At 35.5% G+C, this 18130-nt stretch carries 13 protein-coding genes; 7 read left to right on the top strand and 6 right to left on the bottom strand.

Annotation, left to right across the window (positions count from 1 at the left end):
• Positions 1-9 precede the first annotated feature (9 nt).
• Complete coding sequence (locus BMW37_RS02490) at positions 10-870, bottom strand: methyltransferase domain-containing protein (RefSeq protein WP_093317553.1); 861 nt, start codon at positions 868-870, stop codon at positions 10-12.
• A complete protein-coding gene (glnS, locus tag BMW37_RS02485; protein ID WP_093317552.1) occupies positions 863-2524 on the bottom strand; it encodes a glutamine--tRNA ligase in 1662 nt (553 codons plus the stop codon). The genes BMW37_RS02490 and glnS overlap by 8 nt, the downstream gene beginning before the upstream one ends.
• A gap of 921 nt (positions 2525-3445) precedes the next feature.
• Between glnS and BMW37_RS15710 the strand changes: the two genes are divergently transcribed.
• Complete coding sequence (locus BMW37_RS15710) at positions 3446-5110, top strand: flagellin N-terminal helical domain-containing protein (RefSeq protein WP_093317550.1); 1665 nt, start codon at positions 3446-3448, stop codon at positions 5108-5110.
• Positions 5111-5169: 59 nt separating this feature from the next.
• On the opposite strand, the gene BMW37_RS02475 is transcribed toward BMW37_RS15710, so the two are convergent.
• The 3 genes from BMW37_RS02475 to BMW37_RS02465 form a co-directional block, all read right to left on the bottom strand.
• Positions 5170-6468 carry a sodium-dependent transporter gene (locus BMW37_RS02475; RefSeq protein WP_093317549.1) on the bottom strand — a complete coding sequence of 433 codons (1299 nt, stop codon included), beginning with the start codon at positions 6466-6468 and terminating at the stop codon, positions 5170-5172.
• Between the two features lie 116 nt (positions 6469-6584).
• Complete coding sequence (locus tag BMW37_RS02470) at positions 6585-7922, bottom strand: Glu/Leu/Phe/Val dehydrogenase family protein (protein ID WP_093317548.1); 1338 nt, start codon at positions 7920-7922, stop codon at positions 6585-6587.
• 200 nt (positions 7923-8122) lie between these two features.
• Positions 8123-9718 (bottom strand): PTS transporter subunit EIIC, encoded by a 1596-nt coding sequence (locus BMW37_RS02465; protein ID WP_093317547.1) that lies wholly within the window; start codon positions 9716-9718, stop codon positions 8123-8125.
• Between the two features lie 649 nt (positions 9719-10367).
• Between BMW37_RS02465 and nagB the strand changes: the two genes are divergently transcribed.
• The 6 genes from nagB to BMW37_RS02435 all read left to right on the top strand — a co-directional run bounded on the left by nagB (position 10368) and on the right by BMW37_RS02435 (position 15960).
• A complete protein-coding gene (nagB, locus tag BMW37_RS02460; RefSeq protein WP_093317545.1) occupies positions 10368-11171 on the top strand; it encodes a glucosamine-6-phosphate deaminase in 804 nt (267 codons plus the stop codon).
• A 77-nt stretch (positions 11172-11248) separates the two neighbouring features.
• Positions 11249-12409 carry an N-acetylglucosamine-6-phosphate deacetylase gene (gene nagA, locus BMW37_RS02455; protein WP_093317544.1) on the top strand — a complete coding sequence of 387 codons (1161 nt, stop codon included), beginning with the start codon at positions 11249-11251 and terminating at the stop codon, positions 12407-12409.
• A gap of 160 nt (positions 12410-12569) precedes the next feature.
• Positions 12570-13544 (top strand): 1-phosphofructokinase, encoded by a 975-nt coding sequence (gene pfkB, locus BMW37_RS02450; RefSeq protein WP_218139449.1) that lies wholly within the window; start codon positions 12570-12572, stop codon positions 13542-13544.
• A gap of 61 nt (positions 13545-13605) precedes the next feature.
• Positions 13606-14841, top strand: coding sequence for an ROK family protein (locus BMW37_RS02445; RefSeq protein WP_093317542.1), 1236 nt, complete (start codon positions 13606-13608; stop codon positions 14839-14841).
• 220 nt (positions 14842-15061) lie between these two features.
• Positions 15062-15487: a hypothetical protein gene (locus BMW37_RS02440; RefSeq protein ID WP_093317541.1), complete on the top strand. Its 426-nt coding sequence runs from the start codon at positions 15062-15064 to the stop codon at positions 15485-15487.
• Positions 15488-15549: 62 nt separating this feature from the next.
• A complete protein-coding gene (locus BMW37_RS02435; RefSeq protein WP_342721291.1) occupies positions 15550-15960 on the top strand; it encodes a DUF1543 domain-containing protein in 411 nt (136 codons plus the stop codon).
• 1002 nt (positions 15961-16962) lie between these two features.
• On the opposite strand, the gene BMW37_RS02430 is transcribed toward BMW37_RS02435, so the two are convergent.
• Positions 16963-17847 (bottom strand): LysR family transcriptional regulator, encoded by an 885-nt coding sequence (locus BMW37_RS02430; protein ID WP_093317539.1) that lies wholly within the window; start codon positions 17845-17847, stop codon positions 16963-16965.
• Between the last annotated feature and the right edge of the window lie 283 nt (positions 17848-18130).

Genomic DNA, 18130 nt, shown 5'->3' with positions numbered 1-18130 from the left:
AGTTTAGTATCAAATATCATGGCGGACTGATGATTCACGACTCGCTAAAACATGTATATAACGGCCTAAATGAACAAAAGGGAACTCTCGGCAATACCTTTGCTCTAACGCTAGTAATGCTTCAAATTCGTTTATTTTTAATTTCGGATCGTGTAGGTAGTCATGAAAAACGCGAACCCCTGTTTTAGTTTTAATTGATAATCCTAACGATTCAATTAAATCATATACAACAGGTGGAGATAATGGATACATAGGAACAAGAGAATTATCGACTCTTTTCACTTCACCCTTTACAAGAGCTTTAAGATTCCCCATTATCGTATTACGAAAAAAAGCCGCATCTGCATTGTAGAACATTAATGATAAGGTACCATCTTCTGCTAAGCAGTTGCAAAGTGCACGCAAAAATGAAGGTTGATCTGCTACCCACTCAAGCACAGCATGGCATATAATGATATCAGCTTTTTGTGTAATATATTTTGAAAGCAGTTGCGCGGGTGCATGAATACAAGTCACTAAATGATCAACCTGTTCTGATTTCGCTAAAGACTCGGCACGTTTGACCATTTCATGAGATAAATCACAAAAGGTGACTTTATGTCCTTTTTGAGCCCATTCAATCGCAAGTCTGCCATCACCACCTCCAGCTTCAATAATATTAAGTTGGCCTTTTTGTGCGATAGTTGTGCTATTTAACCAATTATCTAAATCCTCGTTCACAATAATTTGTCGAAGTTTGCCTTTAGTTGAACCATATATATTACGACAAAATTTTTCTGCGAGATCGTCAAAATTTCGGTCGTAATTTGCATTACAACCGAAAATTTGGTCTGGTCTAAAATACGGTCTGTTTGATTGATGATTAGGCATTATTTGATTCAGACCATGTATCCCTTAAACCAACTGTACGATTAAAAACAGGCATTTGCTCAGTACTAAATTTTTCATCTAAGCAGAAATATCCCTCACGTTCAAACTGAAAAGTCTGTCCGCTCGTAGCACTTTTTAAACTTGGTTCAATCAGTCCTTGCTTGATAATAAGCGAATCTGGATTGATGGTTGTTAAAAAATCTTCAGCTGCTCCAGGATTAGGAACACTAAAAAGGCGTTCGTAAAGATAAAATTTAGCGCTTAAAGCATCACGATTAACCCAGTGAATAACACCTTTTACTTTACGTCCATCAGCAGGATCTTTTCCTAACGTTTCAGGGTCATATGTGCAGTAAATAGCTGTAATCTCACCTTGTTCGTCTTTATCAACATTAATAGCTTTAATAACAAAGGCGTTGCGTAAACGTACTTCTTTCCCAAGTACAAGGCGTTTAAAATGTTTATTAGCTTCTTCTTTAAAATCAGCCCTATCAATATAAATTTCTTTAGTGAATAAGGCATCACGTGTACCCATATCAGCATTATTAGGGTGATTCGTTAATTTAATTGCAATATCATCAGATAAATTTTCAATAACAATTTTAACAGGATCAAGTACCGCCATAGCACGAGGTGCATTGACATTAAGATCTTCTCTAATACATGCCTCTAGCGCACTCATTTCAACAGTATTATCTTGTTTTGTTACCCCTATTCTAGAGCAAAATTCTCTTATGGAAGCAGGAGTATAACCACGTCTACGTAATCCAGAGATTGTTGGCATACGAGGATCATCCCATCCATTAACATGATTTTCCATCACTAATTGATTTAATTTGCGTTTAGACATAACAGTGTATTCTAGGTTTAGCCTTGAAAACTCGTATTGTCTTGGATGACAATCAATAGTAATGTTATCGAGTACCCAGTCATATAAACGGCGATTATCTTGAAACTCAAGAGTACAAATTGAGTGAGTAATTCCTTCTATAGCATCGCTGATACAATGGGTAAAATCATACATAGGGTAGATGCACCATTTACTACCAGTTTGATGGTGGTCAGCAAATTTTATGCGGTAGATGACAGGATCGCGCATAACGATAAATGAGGAAGCCATATCAATCTTAGCCCGTAAGCATGCTTTACCCTCAGGAATTTCGCCTAATCTCATTTTTTCAAAAAGTGCTAAATTTTCTTCAACAGTACGATTACGATAAGGGCTTTCTTTACCAGGTGCTGTCAAAGTGCCTCTATACTCCCTAATCTCATCAGCACTTAGTTCATCTACATATGCTAAGCCTTTTTCGATTAGCTCCACGGCATAAGCGTGCAGTGTTTCAAAATAATCTGAAGAATATCGAATGTCCCCGTCCCAATTAAAACCTAACCAAGTCACATCTTGTTTGATTGAATCAACATACTCAATATCTTCTTTAACAGGATTAGTATCATCAAAGCGGAGATTACACTTGCCTTTATAATCGCGAGCAATTCCGAAGTTCAAGCAAATGGATTTAGCATGGCCAATATGCAAATAACCATTAGGTTCAGGCGGAAAACGGGTCTGTATATGTGTATGTTTACCTGAAGCTAAGTCTTCATCAATGATTTGGCGTATAAAATTTGTTGGTCGAATTTCGTTTTCACTCATTAGATTTACCTTGCAGACAATATGAATTAGATGAATGTTATCAATACAGTAACAGTTCTCGAGTAACGGTAATATATCACTATTTGTCGTATTTACGAAAAAATAGCATTCTAATATTCGTTCTGTTTAGCCGCGTATGATGCACTATTTTGCAACTTTTCGCCAATATTTGTGACTTGAAAGTCATTTATGTTTATAAGTTTCGTTTTTACGCCTAAATTAAGGAATGCTTTCGCTGTAATTTCCAATTGTAATGCAATTCAATCATCCCCCAAATAGGCTTTGATCTCATCATCCGTATCAGGATAATTGCTTACCATATAAATTGATAATTCATGCCACATTAAGCAAGTAAATTGAAAATTAATCAATCAACTAAACTTCTAAGCTGGTATCACTACATAAGCCATTATCACAACAACTTACAAGAACAAACTATATATTAATCTCGGTATATTTTGGTTTATTTGCGTTAAGAGTGTAATCACAGATATATTTTTGTAGATAGAAATTCCTTTTTTAAGTTATTACGCCTATTTGCCACACTGGTTGGGGGTGATTTTTAATAATAAATTAATGAGTTAGTTCTGTTATTTAAGTTAAGTTTTTATGAGGGGGCAATCCTTAGTCTTGCGTTCGTTGAGCTAATCTATTAATCATTTATGCATTTAATAAATCTAAACAAGGTAAAAATATTTTGTTTAGTATTCATTTCGAATAATTACCCAAAAAAAACAAGTTATTGGAAATTAATTATTACAATAAGTTACATTGATTTATCATTATGTTTGTTTATTGTTCATTAGGTATGTTTTTTTTGGTTTTTTGTTAGCAAGGTGTTGAAAAGTATTTCTAATGTGTTAATTTTGGTAAAAAAAACTAAATGTGATATTTGAAAGAGTATCTTTAAGGGGAGTCTCAATGCCTGTTATCAACACAAATATATTTTCAATTGCATCACAAATGAATTTAATGCAGTCTAACTCAAGTTTATCAACAGCTATTGAAAGATTATCATCTGGACTTAGAATTAATAGCGCCAAAGATGATGCAGCTGGGCAATCAATTTCTAATCGATTTACGACCGGTATTAAAGGTTACTCACAAGCAAAACGCAATGCGGCAGATGGGATCTCAATTTTACAAACTTCTGAAGGTGCAGTTTCTGAAATTAATCATAATGTTCAACATATTAGAACATTAACTGTACAGGCAGAAAATGGCAGCAATAGTCTTACTGATAGAAATTCTATTCAAGCAGAAATTCGTCAGCGATTAGATGAAATTGATAGAATATCAGCACAAACTCAATTTAATGGGCGGTCTCTCCTTGCCAAAAATGAGCAACTACCAATCCAAACAGGCATGAATGATAATCAAACTGTTACAATTAATACACAAGAGATGAATACTGACACATTAGGGATTCGATATTTGAATGTTAACACAATCGAGAATGCTGAAGTGATTTCGAATGATGATGCACAATATTTAACGCAAATTTCACAATTTCCTTCTTCGGCTTTAAAAGTAGATTTATCATCAGCTAATGATGCACTAACAAACTTTGCGCTAGAGAGCGGGTTGAATCTGAGTACTTTTTTGCTAGATGACCAGATTTATTCAAATGGTAAAGGTAATTATTTTATGCGAATTGACATACTTAAGCCTAACAATGATGAGGCAACTTTAAAATCGCTTAGAATTCCAACTGACACAACCCCTACAACGGTATTATTTGCTCCTATTGATCCTACTTCATTTGATGGGGTGGATAGTTTTAAAGTTAAGTCTATAAATATTAATTCTATTAATCCAGGTAATGCAGTTGATAGACGACAATACTTTGGTCCAAATGGACCTGACTTTGCTTTAGATCCTAATACAATCAAGCAAGGAGAAACGCTTCGGGCATTTTTATTCGACCAGTATAATCTATCAAGCCCATTTCCTGGAGATGTGAATGCAAGTCAGGAGCAATTAACAGTCGTAGATTCAAATGATCCAATAGGTGATTTTCCAATTGGCGCGATTGATAAGCGAGTGGATAACTTACCTCTTTATACGGATGGAAACAGACTATATGCACTTTTTAAAGGGGGAAGCGCTGCAGGCGATATAGACTTGCTCACAGGTCAAGAGGTTTTGATAGATATTACCTATTATGTTGATGGGGATGATTTTAATACTATAAATAGTAGTTCACCGCCAGGGACATTACATGTCCTTGAGGCGAATTATTATATCAATGAAATTCAATTGACAGATATTTATACTTTTGCTCAGGATACTGCAAATATTGGTATCATGGATTATAAACCCATTGCTATGTTGGATAATGCGTTGTTAAGTATCGATACTTATAGAGGGGAGCTTGGTGCCGTAATGAATAGAATTGAGTCAAATATCAATTCGATAGATATAACACGAGTGAGTTTAGAGGCTGCCCGAAGTCGTATTATGGACGCAGATTATGCAGTTGAAGTTGCAAATCAGACTAAATATCAGATAATGCAGCAAGCAGGTAACTCCGTGCTTACTCAAGCAAACCAAATTCCAGATTTAGTCTTGCAGCTACTTAAATAACCCGTCCCATAATATTTTTTCATTAGAGCGTCAAACTTTCACCCATGAGCGCAGAGATTTTACACTTGAATGATAAATAAAAAGACAATAACAATAGGGCTGATGTATTTAATGGATAAAATCATCCACATTTTAGCTAAAGGATGCGTAATATTAGCCGCTTTAAGCATATTATCCATTCCCCAGATATAACCCGTAAATATGGTAATGAATAGTGCACCAAGTACAATTAAATAACCAGCTGTCAATGTATCCAAAAAATCAAATACGGATTGATTATAGATTGATAAAAATCCTGTAATAATGACTATTAAGAATGTAATTGTCATTGATTGATGCCTTGACAGTCTCATGTAAGCACTTAATGTACTGATTACTGCTTCAAAGACAGCTAAAGCTGAGGTAAACGCCGCAATATAAAAACCAATATAGAATACTGTACCTATTAACTGACCATATGGCATATTTTGGAAAATTAGCGGTAGTGTTATAAAGGTGAGTTGTGGGCCACCTGTTGGATCAAAACCATAAGCAAATACAAGCGGGAATATCATCAGTCCTGCTAATATGCCAGCAATAATAATAGCTAAACAAATCGTAGTTGACAGTGAGAGCAATGGTTTATCTTTCCCTTTAATATAAGAACCAAAAACCATTGAGCCAAGCATGCCGATGCCAATTGCAAAAAAGGCTTGTCCTAATGCTTCTTTGATACTACTTAAAGAAAATTCAGAGTGATTAAGATTAAATATAAACTTAACCCCTTCTATACCACCTGGTAAAGTTAATCCAACTATTGCAATGGCAATCATGATGACTGCTAGCATTGGCATTAAAATTTTAGACCACTTTTCAATTCCATTTTGTAGGCCCGCTTTTAATACTAAAAACAAAAGCGCCCAATTAATTACTGCAAAAATACTCAAAGCTGGAGTATCAATCTGATTTTCAAAAAATGATTGAACAGAATTTTGGTCAATTTCTTTAAAGGTGCCAATGCTTGTATTGTAAAGAAAATTTAAAATCCAAGTATAAACTGGTACTGTGTAAGAAATAATAATTATCGCAGCTGCGATATGTAGCCAACCAAAATAGTGCCATTTTGTATTGGGTTTAATCGTTTTGTAAGAATTACTACCAACACTCTTGGAATGATAACCAAGCGCCATTTCAGCAGTGAGTAGCGGTATACCAATAATTAAAATTAATAATGTGTAGGCGAGTAAAAAATATGAGCCACCTTGACTGCCCATAATGTAGGGAAATCGCCATAGACTACCTACGCCAACGGCAAAACCGATGATAACCATCAGAAAGCCGAAAATAGAGGTAAATTGAGGGGAGTTTTCTTTTGACATATAAATATAAAATCCTATTAATTTGGTTCATTCAATTTTAAATGGCAGCGAATAAATATGAATTAGACTCGAGTATGCGTATAGATTGAATCATACTTGAGTCTATTGAAGTCAGACTAGCGATAAATTATCTGCTCACTGAGTCGGTAGGCTGATTCAGTCGGTGTAATAGCATGCTCTTTAGCATAAGTTAGATTCTCAATTGTTTTCTTTGGTACAATCTCTTCTATTTTTGCGATTAAATTCTCATAAGTCGCATTTGGACCATGGAAATATTCTTCAGCCCCGCACAAAACCCCTGCTGTATTATGCCACCACTCAATTTGATATAATATGCCTGCTTTTTCAAGCTGTTTAGCTAATTTTATTTCAGTCTCTTGGCCTGTCGCGCGTAATTGATTATTAGCTGGACCAAAAATGAGTTTAAAGGGTAGGGTATTAATGTTTTCCTCTGTGATAATTCCGCCCATTGCACATGGACATAAGATATCTGCAGGAGTTGATAATATTTCGTCTGGCTCAACAATTAAAATCTTCGCCAGAGGATATTTAGTTTTTAATTGCGATGACCTATCCTTGTTGATATCGGTCACTATAAGTGATGCACCAGCTTCGATTAAGTGTTCAGCCATATACCAACCTACTGCTCCAAGCCCTTGAACAGCCACACTCATTGTTGATAATGATTTACTAGAGTCTTGATAATGAAATTTAACTGCTTCTTTTAAAGCGACAAATGTACCATAGGCTGTAGGTTTACCTGTTTCACCAAGAGGTGCATTAGGTCCTCCTGTAAATTGAACTGAGAAGTTTTTCCCCATAACATCTGCCATTTCTGTTGGAAAGTTCATGTCAGGTCCAGTCATTGAACGAGATCTATCGAGTGCAAATGCTAAAAAACCCATGGTATGCATATCGTTTAAATCTAAAGGATCCATGTGCACAGTTGTTTTACAACCGCCAAAGGCTAAGCCAGCGGCGACATTTTTAAAGCTCATTGCTCGCCCTAAATTCAGCCCATCAATAATAACGTCTTTCTCCGGTTCATCTAATGGGTGTCTTCTAATCCCACCAGCCATAATCGCATGTGATTTATTGTTGATACCAAGACCAAGACTATGTTGATTGCACATAAATCGAATATTACGATCAGCTAAAAAGTAACATTCAATTCCATGATGTCGCCCCTCTCTGATTAAAGATTTAATTTCATTTAAATACTCAGTTTGGTGATATTGATTAAACAGCTCCTCTACTTCATTTGTATTGAGATAAATAGCTTGATTGGTGTAAAGCCCATCTGCAAAAAACGTTTTATTATATTGACTAAAATTAAATGAATTTTCCCACTCCTTGGCAGCAAATAGGTTGAAAATATCAGTTTTATAATCATAACGAATTTTTAATGTTGTCAGGTTTTCTTGTTCTAAAGGATAAAATAGGCTGCGCGTCATAGTGAACTCCAAAATGAACTCTTAATTATTGAATGATATTAAAAAGAATGAGTTAGTTATAATGTATATGAAGAATGAATTAACAATATTTGTCAAATAAAATTTTAAGCATAAAAGTAAATTTTAAATAAAGCAATTATTCTTAAATAATAAATAAAAAAAGCCCTATAAAATAGGGCTCTTTTTGAATTCAAAAAATATTAACGGGGAAGGTTTTTCATAGCTGAGGCAATCGCTTCGGCTCTCATGCCAACTACGATTTGAACTGAACCTTGACCTGGTCTTACTACTGCTGCTGCGCCTAATTGACATGCTTTAGCATCTTGAACGATAGAATTATCTTTAACAGTTAATCTAAGGCGAGTAATACATGCATCAATTTCAATAACATTATCAAATCCACCAGCAACCTGTAAGTATTCTGCAGCTAGCTGTTTAACATCAACTGATGCCGTGCTAGATGATTCATTATCTGAATCTGAATCATTGCCTCGGCCTGGAGTCATTAAATTAAATTTTGTAATCGCAAATCTGAAAGAAAAATAATAAATTGCTGCGAATACTATCCCTTGTGGGATAAGCATATACCACTGTGTGGCGAGTGGATTTCTTGAAGATAACGCTAAATCGACTAGACCTGCACTGAAACCAAATCCAGCAATCCACTGCATAGCAGATGCGATATACACAGAAATTCCAGTTAAAATTGCATGTAGTAGATAAAGGGGTGGTGCAACAAACATAAAGGCAAATTCTAAAGGTTCAGTTATACCAGTGAAAAATGATGCAAATGCACCTGCTAGCATAATACCTGCGATTTTTGATTTGTTTTTAGGTTTCGCACATTGATAAATTGCTAAAGCTGCGGCAGGTAAACCGAACATCATGATAGGGAAGAATCCTGCTTGATAACGACCTGTTTCACCCACAACAGCTACCCCGTTCTTAATTGACTCAGCTCCTCCTAAGAAATTAGGAATGTCATTAATGCCTGCGACATCAAACCAGAAAACAGCATTAAGAGCATGATGAAGGCCAACAGGAATTAATAATCGATTGAAAAAAGCGTAAATGCCAGCGCCTATATCGCCCATAGAGGTAATTGCCTTACCAAATGACACAAGCGCGGTAAAGACAGTTGGCCAGATATACATCAGGATTACAGATAAACCTATCATGACGAATGATGCAATGATTGGGACAAGGCGTTTGCCATTGAAGAAAGATAATGCTTTTGGCAGTTCAACATCACTAAAGCGGTTATAGAGTATAGAAGAGATTACCCCTACTAAAATACCAATAAATTGGTTATCAATTTTATTATACGCCAGGATGTTAGGATGACTTGGTGTAGGTTGTAAAATATTATGCAGCTCACCGTTTAGCATTATGGTTGCATTGGTTAGACTCTCAAGCGGCATACCAAGAATGATACTGACAACTTGGTTATGCACAGCTTGCCAACTAGGTACATCAGGTATACCAATTATCCAACTCACTACTGTTGGGGCACATAGCGTTTTAACCACCATAAACGAAACAAATCCAGTTAACGCTGCTGAGCCATGTTTATCTTTTGATAGACCAAAAGCAATACCAATTGCAAATAACATTGGCATCTGATCAATAATCGCTGCTCCAGATTTGATTAACAATGCGGCAAGAGGATTTCCGCTGCCCCATCCATCTGCATCAATCCAATAACCCACTCCCAGTAAGATAGCTGCTGCCGGTAAAACTGCAACTGGCACCATCAAGGCTCCTCCAATTCTTTGGAAGTATTTTAATATATTCATAGATATTTCTCTTTTATTAGGTACGGTCATTTATGACCATACGGATAAAAAACATGTGTTAGTAGCTTTAATTCACTCCAACATTAAATCATGTTACGTGTAAAATTGCGAGGTATGAATGTTTGCCAAAATAACATAATCGTGCCAGCGAAAATGTTTACTTTTAAAATCGATCGTAAAATGAACTGTTTTGCTAAATACTTATTTATTTTCAATTGTTAAGGTGTGTTGGAAATAATTAATGGTAACTGTATACGGTATTATTTTTTGCAAAAAAAGCATGTCAAAGTGACATGTAGAATTAATCTTTAGTGTAAAAAGTAACTTAAATACGTAACTGTACGGACTTGAGTCTATCTGAGTCAAACTGAACAGTACAATATTAATGTATATTATGTGAGTTAAATCACCTATAGGCATACATTATTAGCAGATAAGTAAAATAAAGGTTGCTATTTAAGTCAACTTATTTTTTAATATAAAAAAAGTTTTTCTTTTACCATAAAGTAGTGTTTTATTTTCTTAAACAGTTTTTTTTGTCAACATGTTCGCACATGTATTGAGATACTAGGCTATCTCATGTGAAATAAGAGTAATCTAGTATTAAATTTCAAAATTATTCAATCTATAACATTAATTGGAGAATCATATGCGTTTAATTCCTTTACATAACTCTGCTCAGGTTGCTAAATGGGCTGCACAACATATTGTTTCACGCATCAAAGCATTTAATCCTACTGCTGAAAAACCATTTGTATTAGGATTACCAACAGGCGGTACACCTGTAGAAACGTATAAAGAATTAATCACTATGCATAAAGCTGGCGACATTAGCTTTAAACATGTCGTGACATTTAACATGGATGAATATGTCGGTTTACCTAAAGAGCATCCTGAAAGTTATTATAGTTTTATGTTTAAACATTTTTTTGACCATGTTGACATTCAAAAAGAGAATATCAATCTTCTTAATGGTAATGCACCTGATCTTGCTGCTGAATGCCAGCGTTATGAAGATAAAATGCGTCAATTAGGTGGCGTCCAATTATTTATGGGCGGAGTAGGTAATGATGGTCATATCGCCTTTAATGAACCCGCTTCTTCTCTTGCCTCAAGAACACGTCAGCAACCGCTTACAGAAGAAACACGTGTTGCAAATTCGCGTTTTTTTAATAATGATGTTAATCAGGTACCAAAATCTGCACTCACTGTTGGTGTTGCAACTTTAATGGAAGCTAAAGAAGTGATGGTGTTAGTGACTGGTAGAAATAAAGCGTTAGCGTTACAAGCCGCAGTAGAAGGTAATGTGAATCATCTTTGGACTATTAGTTGTCTGCAAATGCATCCAAACCCTGTAATGGTATGTGATGAACCTGCAACAATGGAATTAAGAGTTAAAACACTTCGCTATTTCCAGGAGCAGGAGCGTGAAAGCATTACAGCTTTAAAATAAAGCTTAAATGAATTGTTTAGGTAATAATAACTGAATGTGTATTATTACCTATTTATTGAATGATGAGGATGAAATATATGTTTGCGTTAGTGAATGCTAAAATTTATACAGGGGATAGGCTTCACTCAACCCCTTATCTTAATGATTTTGCTGTTATCGTTGATGGAAATAATATAAAGGCACTTTGCCAAGTTAAAGATTTACCGGCTGGCATCAATCAGATTGATTTAAAAGGACAAAATTTAGCACCTGGACTAATCGATTTACAGCTTAATGGGTGTGGTGGTGTGCAATTTAATGATGATCCAGAGCAGATCACTGAAAAAACATTAGATGTTATGCAGACGACAAATGAACGTTTTGGATGTACTAGCTATTTGCCTACACTTATTACAAGTGATAACCATTTGATGAATTTGGCCGTTAAAACGATGCGCGCTTATTTAAGTCAAGATGATAAACAACACCGAGCATTAGGACTGCATCTAGAAGGACCTTATTTGAGCTTAGCAAAGAAAGGAACTCATGACGCTAATCTTATCCGTCCTGCAGATGAAGAGATGATTACATTTTTATGCAATAATGCTGATGTGATTAAGATGATCACGCTTGCACCTGAACAAGTCAATCCTGATGTAATTACTCGTTTGTCTCAAGCAGGAATCATAGTGTCTGCTGGCCATTCAAACAGTACTTATCAGGAAGCTAAAATAGGGTTTGCAGCTGGCGTGAGCTGCGCGACACACCTTTTTAACGCAATGCCTTATGTGACCGGTAGAGAGCCTGGACTAGTTGGTGCACTTTTTGACACGCCTGAAATCTATGCAGGCATAATTGTTGATGGGCATCATGTTGCGTGGTCGAATGTTCGATTGGCAAAACAAATGAAAGCAGATAAATTAGTGCTAGTCACTGATGCAACGGCTCCGGCAGGAACAGAAATGGAAACATTCCACTTTGCGGGTAAAACAATATATCATCGCGATGGTGCATGCCTTGATGAAAATGGTACGTTAAGCGGATCGGCTGCAACCTTGATCAAATGTGTTGAAAATAGTGTGGAGAAAGTGGGTATTCCATTAGATGAAGCCATTCGTATGGCGACATTATATCCTGCTAAAGCGATACGAGTTGACGACAGATTAGGTTCAATAGAAGCAGGGAAAATTGCTAATTTAATGGTATTTAACGATGCCTATGAAGTAACACAAACAATTGTTGCTGGAAAATTGGATTAAGTGCGTCACTTAAAGGATCTGGACATAACTCTTTAACAGGGTAGTTAGAGCAAGCTATGACATGGCTTGCTCATAAAAAAAACAGAGCTCAGTAGCGCATTTAAAGTGAGAATCATCACATTTAGATAAGAAAACTTATCCTAAAAATAGGGAATAATGTGTGATTGAGATAAATAGTGCTTTCGAAAAAACCAACCGAGTAGTCGTCATTAGTTTAAATCCAGCTATCGATTTAACCGGTATGCTTGATTCAATCAATTTGGGTCATGTCAATGCTATCAATAATTCTGAGCAGCACCCTGCAGGTAAAGGCATCAATGTTGCCAGTGTGTTAGTATCCTTAGGCGCAGCTGTCACACTAACAGGCTTTTTAGGCCAAGATAATGCGAATGATTTTACTAACCTATTTAACTCTATAGGTATCGTTGACGATTGTATTAAAGTTCCAGGTTCAACAAGGACTAATTGTAAGTTAGTTGATAGTCATAATCAGGTTACAGAATTTAACTTCCAAGGGTTTATTGTTACAGAAACTTTGATAGAAAAACTGGAAAAAAGAGTATTGGCGCTCACTAATAATCATGACTATTTTGTGATTAGTGGAAGTGTCCCCCCTGGCTTTAAAGAAATGTATTTGTTTGATTGGATAACCAAACTTCGAAAAATGAATAAGCGTGTTTTATTCGATAGTAGTAAAGATGCGTTAAAGCAAGGCATGCAAGCATTACCTTGGCTGGTTAAGCCTAATGAACATGAGCTCTCATCATACTCAGGTAAGCTTCTCATACATGAACAAGATTATCTTATTGCTGCAAAAAATCTATTAGCACAAGGGATTGAGCAAGTTGTTATTTCAAAAGGCGAAAAAGGCGTATTGTGGGTCAATCAAGAAGGAATATTAATCTCAATTCCTCCCCCAATGAATATTGTCAGTACTGTAGGGGCAGGAGATACTCTAGTTGCAGGTCTATGTTGGTCTTTTATGCAGCAGTTTAGTCGTACTGAAACCTTATCCTTTTCAACGGCTCTTGCAGCATTATCAGTAACACAAGTAGGTGTTTGTTTGCCAAGCCTCGAAGAAATATACGTGACTCAAAAGAGCGTTGCAATAAAAAAATTTGACCGAGCAGGTTAATTGGTGTTTATAATATTTAATCACAAATAAGCCTATTAAATCATTTTTTGCATAATAGGAAATGGAAATAATGGAGGGAAGGGGAATTAATCCACAACATCATACTGCTGCTAGTTTGGATTTAGTGAAACAAATTAATTTAGGGACTGTCTTTCGATTATTAGATAAAGAAGAGCCCATATCCCGCATTCAACTTGCCAAATTAAGTCAACTTGCCCCTGCAAGTATTACCAAAATTATACGTCAATTTTCAGAGATAGGTCTAATTAAAGAAGTTGCAACGCAAGTGTCAACAGGTGGAAGACGTGCAGTTTCATTAGCACTCAATAAACATTCCCTACGGGCCTTAGCTATTCGACTAGGTCGCAGGAACATGACATTAGGCATGTATGATTTATCTGCAAAGCTCATAAAAGAGCATACCATTCCTATTTCCGGTCTAAATCAACAGGCAGTTGAGAGTGAGTTGGTTTTACATACCGAACAGTTTTTAACACAATGTACTTGCGATCAGAATAACTTAATCGCAATTTCAATTACGTTACCTGGCATTATTACTGATGTAGTTCATTACATGCCGCATATGAAAGTTAATCAATGGGATATTGCAGCTAGACTCAAACAACATTTTAAAGTTAATGCATTTATTGGGCATGATATAAGAAGTTTAGCTTTAGCAGAGCACTATTTTGGTGTGACAGCGTCATGCAAGGATTCTATTTTTATTCGTATTCATAACGGTATAGGAGCAGGGATTATTGTTGATGGTAAAATGTTTTCAGGAAAAAAGGGACATCTGGGGGAGATAGGTCATATTCAAATGGAACCATCTGGCATACAATGTCATTGTGGCCATATTGGTTGCTTGGAAACGATTTTGTCAAATCGAACCATTGAACAAGAAGCCCAAAAACGGATTGAAGCTGGTTTAAATACAAGTATTCCTTCAAATCCAGACATTCATGACGTAATCAAAAAAGCTTTATTAGGAGATGAATTAGCCTTAGATTTAATTAACCGAGCTGGATACTATTTGGGTAAAGTCATTGCGCAATTAGTCAATTTATTGAATCCCGAGAAAATCGTACTGTCTGGTGAATTGACTCAAGCACATTCATTGCTATTACCTAATATTAAGAAACTTATTCAATCTGAATCTTTGCCTAATTTTAACCAAAGTGTCGAGCTGGGCATCTCTACCTTAGATCATAATAGTGCTATAGGATCTTTTGCCATCATAAAACAAGCTCTTTTGGATGGTACTTTATTGATGAAATTAATCACTGATAATGAATGAGTGTTTTTGATTTTTCTCTCGTTTGATAAATAGCGATCTGCATAGATTATTAATATCCACTTTACTTCCATATGACCGATTAATTTATTCATTCACATTTACTTGGATGATAATCGTTACTAGCAACCCAATATCAGGCAATGCTATAATCCTCTGAGGTTAAATTACCAATTAGGTATTTGAATTATGTGTAAAATTGAAGTACAAAGGAGAATCTTTGATGAATGTGTACATGAAAAGAAATGTGCTGAAAAAAACTTTTTTATTGGCAGGTATAGGTGGCGTATTTGCACTTACAGGATGTAGTTTCGGTTCAAAAACAGAAACAAAAGCTGCTGAAGCATTAGAATTTCAAATGGAAGAAATGGCAACGGTGATTGCAGGGGGGACTTTTTTGGCAGAAAAATGCGGCGAACCTAATATGGTTACAGGCGCTGCATTACAGGCTAAAGTGGTTCAATCAGCTGCCTTAAGAGGATTAGATGTTGAAGCATACCGTGATCCAGCCTCGGAGCAATCACAAAAACTTGCGACGGTATCAGATCTATTTTATAAAAAAATCATACAAGATCCAAATGCGACGTTGCCTTATAATATTAATAAAAACTGCTTTAAATTAAAACAGATGCTAGCACCTTTTATTTGATATTTTAGTGTTACTTTTTGACTCTCTATGGTTTCTTTTTAATTTTAATTGGAGTGGTGGGTATGCAACAAACTGAATCTGGAAATGTTATTGATTTTAATAGTAAAGTTTATGTTTTTTATATCGGGGGGAGTGCGGGTAAATCAAATATCGAGGTTCACGATATTCAATTCGTAGTTGGCAAAACTCCTGAAAGTTGTTTCGATACCTTAAAACAAAATTGGTATGGCATACCTGCAAGTTTGCATATTGATGGTTACCGTGAATTAAATTGGGCAGATGGTTATCAGATAACACTAAGTGAAACTCCCTCCGAATCGGAAGAAAAACTCTTTTTTGTGAATGTAGGCGCTTATATGGAATCAACATTAGCTGAATTGCATGCTTTTGATTTTTTCGTTGGAACTGACATGCAAAGCGTAAAAAAAACGTGCTTTAGAAGTTTTATTAAAAGGTACAAAACAAAAGCATAAAGATGATCTTTTTGATGTTGATAATTGCCTTGAATTAACCCAGATTGACAAGTGCTACATTCATTTAACGCCTAATCCCACTGGTGAAGTTGATAAACCGCTGTTCCAAGGATATTTACCGATCGGTAAATAATAATTTTTCCTTGTATAAAGACAAAATCACTTAAGAATCCGATAAATGTCAAACCTCTTTTGCATTTTGTCCATAATTTATCTCGCACTAACAAGTTATTCATACCGCAATTCTTTGGAATGCTGTTAGTGCTAAAATTAATCGATTTTGATTAAAACATCCTAGCTGCCACACTAGTCTTCTATAGTCTTCTATACTTTTGCTTTTTGATAGGCAGGTCATACTGATTACTTAGAATTCCAATAATCTCTTTTAGTTAAGAATACAATCAAATTCCTTGAGTGCTCTAAGCATGCGTAGGCATATTGGTTATTGTAAATTGTATTTATTCACTAGCACAAAGGTTAATACGATAATAAAACTAACCTACTCTTTGTTTGTCTCAACTATTTGTCATGTATAACAAATGATTGAAGCATCAATACGTTTAGTGTTAGAAAAGCATTCAGATGAATTGGGTTAGGATTGCAGGCGATACAAAGCAGTCTTAATCCCTTAACAGTCAGGAAAGTATTCAGATATTGGAACGTATGAAAATGGTTCGGCAATTGCGTCTTAATCCCTTAATAGTCAGGGAAGTATTCAGATTAGCTAAGCCTTGTAGACCCTTCTGCCATAAGGGTTTGCGAAGCCCATTTATCTGATTTTTCAATTTACAAAAGTTCCGGTTTTTAAAGAGCATTTTTGTACGTATCCTTTTGAGCTTTTTTCTTGTAAATGTAAGTTAAAAGCAACTTCATTATATGCAAAAGTTTACATAAAGACAACTTGCTAATTCATTGCCTAATATTCTTAGCTGTTAATCAAAATTTAAATTAAATAACTTTTCTATTTGATTTTTGTTTTTACATAATAACAAATGCTTCAGGTTAATTTGAGGCTAATGCAGTACGAATAAAAGCACTGATATAAGGATGCATATTATCTTCCTCTCGAATGCCGATATAAATTGTTTTTATAATTCCCTTAATACCGAGCCTCCTGCTAACGATGGATTTATCAGTTCCCATCCATTCTTCTAGCCAAGATGGAAATGCGCTTACCCCTCTGTTAGCCTGAATCATTTGTATAATCATTTCGGTCGCTTCAAGTGTTTTATGCCTTTTAGGGAAACAGTGTGCTGGGATGAGAAATTGAGTAAATACATCTAATCGTTCAATTCCCACAGGATAAGTAAAAAGAGTCTGCCCTGTTAAATCAATTGGTTCAATAAATTCCTTCTGTGCAAGAGGATTATCTTTATGCATAAAAAGCTTCTGTTCATAATGTTTGATAGGTTCAAAATTGAGCGAAGGTCGCTTAATCGGATCTGGGGTAACTAATAAATCTATTTCATGTCTAAGTAATGCGTTTAATCCAGCAAATTGAGCTGCATGATTCACATCGATGTCGACATCTTGCCAAGCAATCAAAAATGGATGAATAATTTTCATTAACCATTCAAAACAAGGATGGCATTCAAGCCCAATTCTAAGCACTCCTTGTTTACCCGTCGCAAATTGTGTCAAAGATTCATCTATACGTTCTAATTGAGGGAGTAACCGTTTTGATTGAGTTAATAGCATTTCACCTGCAGCAGTTAATTTAAGTTTTCTACCTTCTTTCACCCATATACTGATTCCAATTTGTTGTTCTAATCTTTTTATGGTGTGGCTAAGAGCAGATTGGGTGAGGTGCAAACTTTCTGCGGCCGCGGTTAATGAACCTTGCCTTTCAATTTCACGTAAAATACGTAAGTGCATCCGTTCTATCATACTTTTCTATCCTAGTCATTGCAAAGCGTGAAACTTATAACAAAGCGATTAAGTTGGGTAATTAAACAATATTATAGGTTTACCTATAAATTGCATTAAATCTTTTGGTACCCGAATAAAATCTAACTTCAATATTAAAGCATGCGTATTATGACAAATTTTAACGAGTTTATTGATGAAATATACTCATCAAATAATGAAAAATTGCCATTTTTTATCTTTATATATCATATATATAATCAAAAGTGGTCTATTTGATTCAGCCAGTTGCCAAAAAGATAAT

The organism is Thorsellia anophelis DSM 18579 (assembly GCF_900111395.1).
GTDB lineage: Bacteria > Pseudomonadota > Gammaproteobacteria > Enterobacterales > Thorselliaceae > Thorsellia > Thorsellia anophelis.
This window is presented reverse-complemented; position numbering and strand designations above follow the sequence as displayed.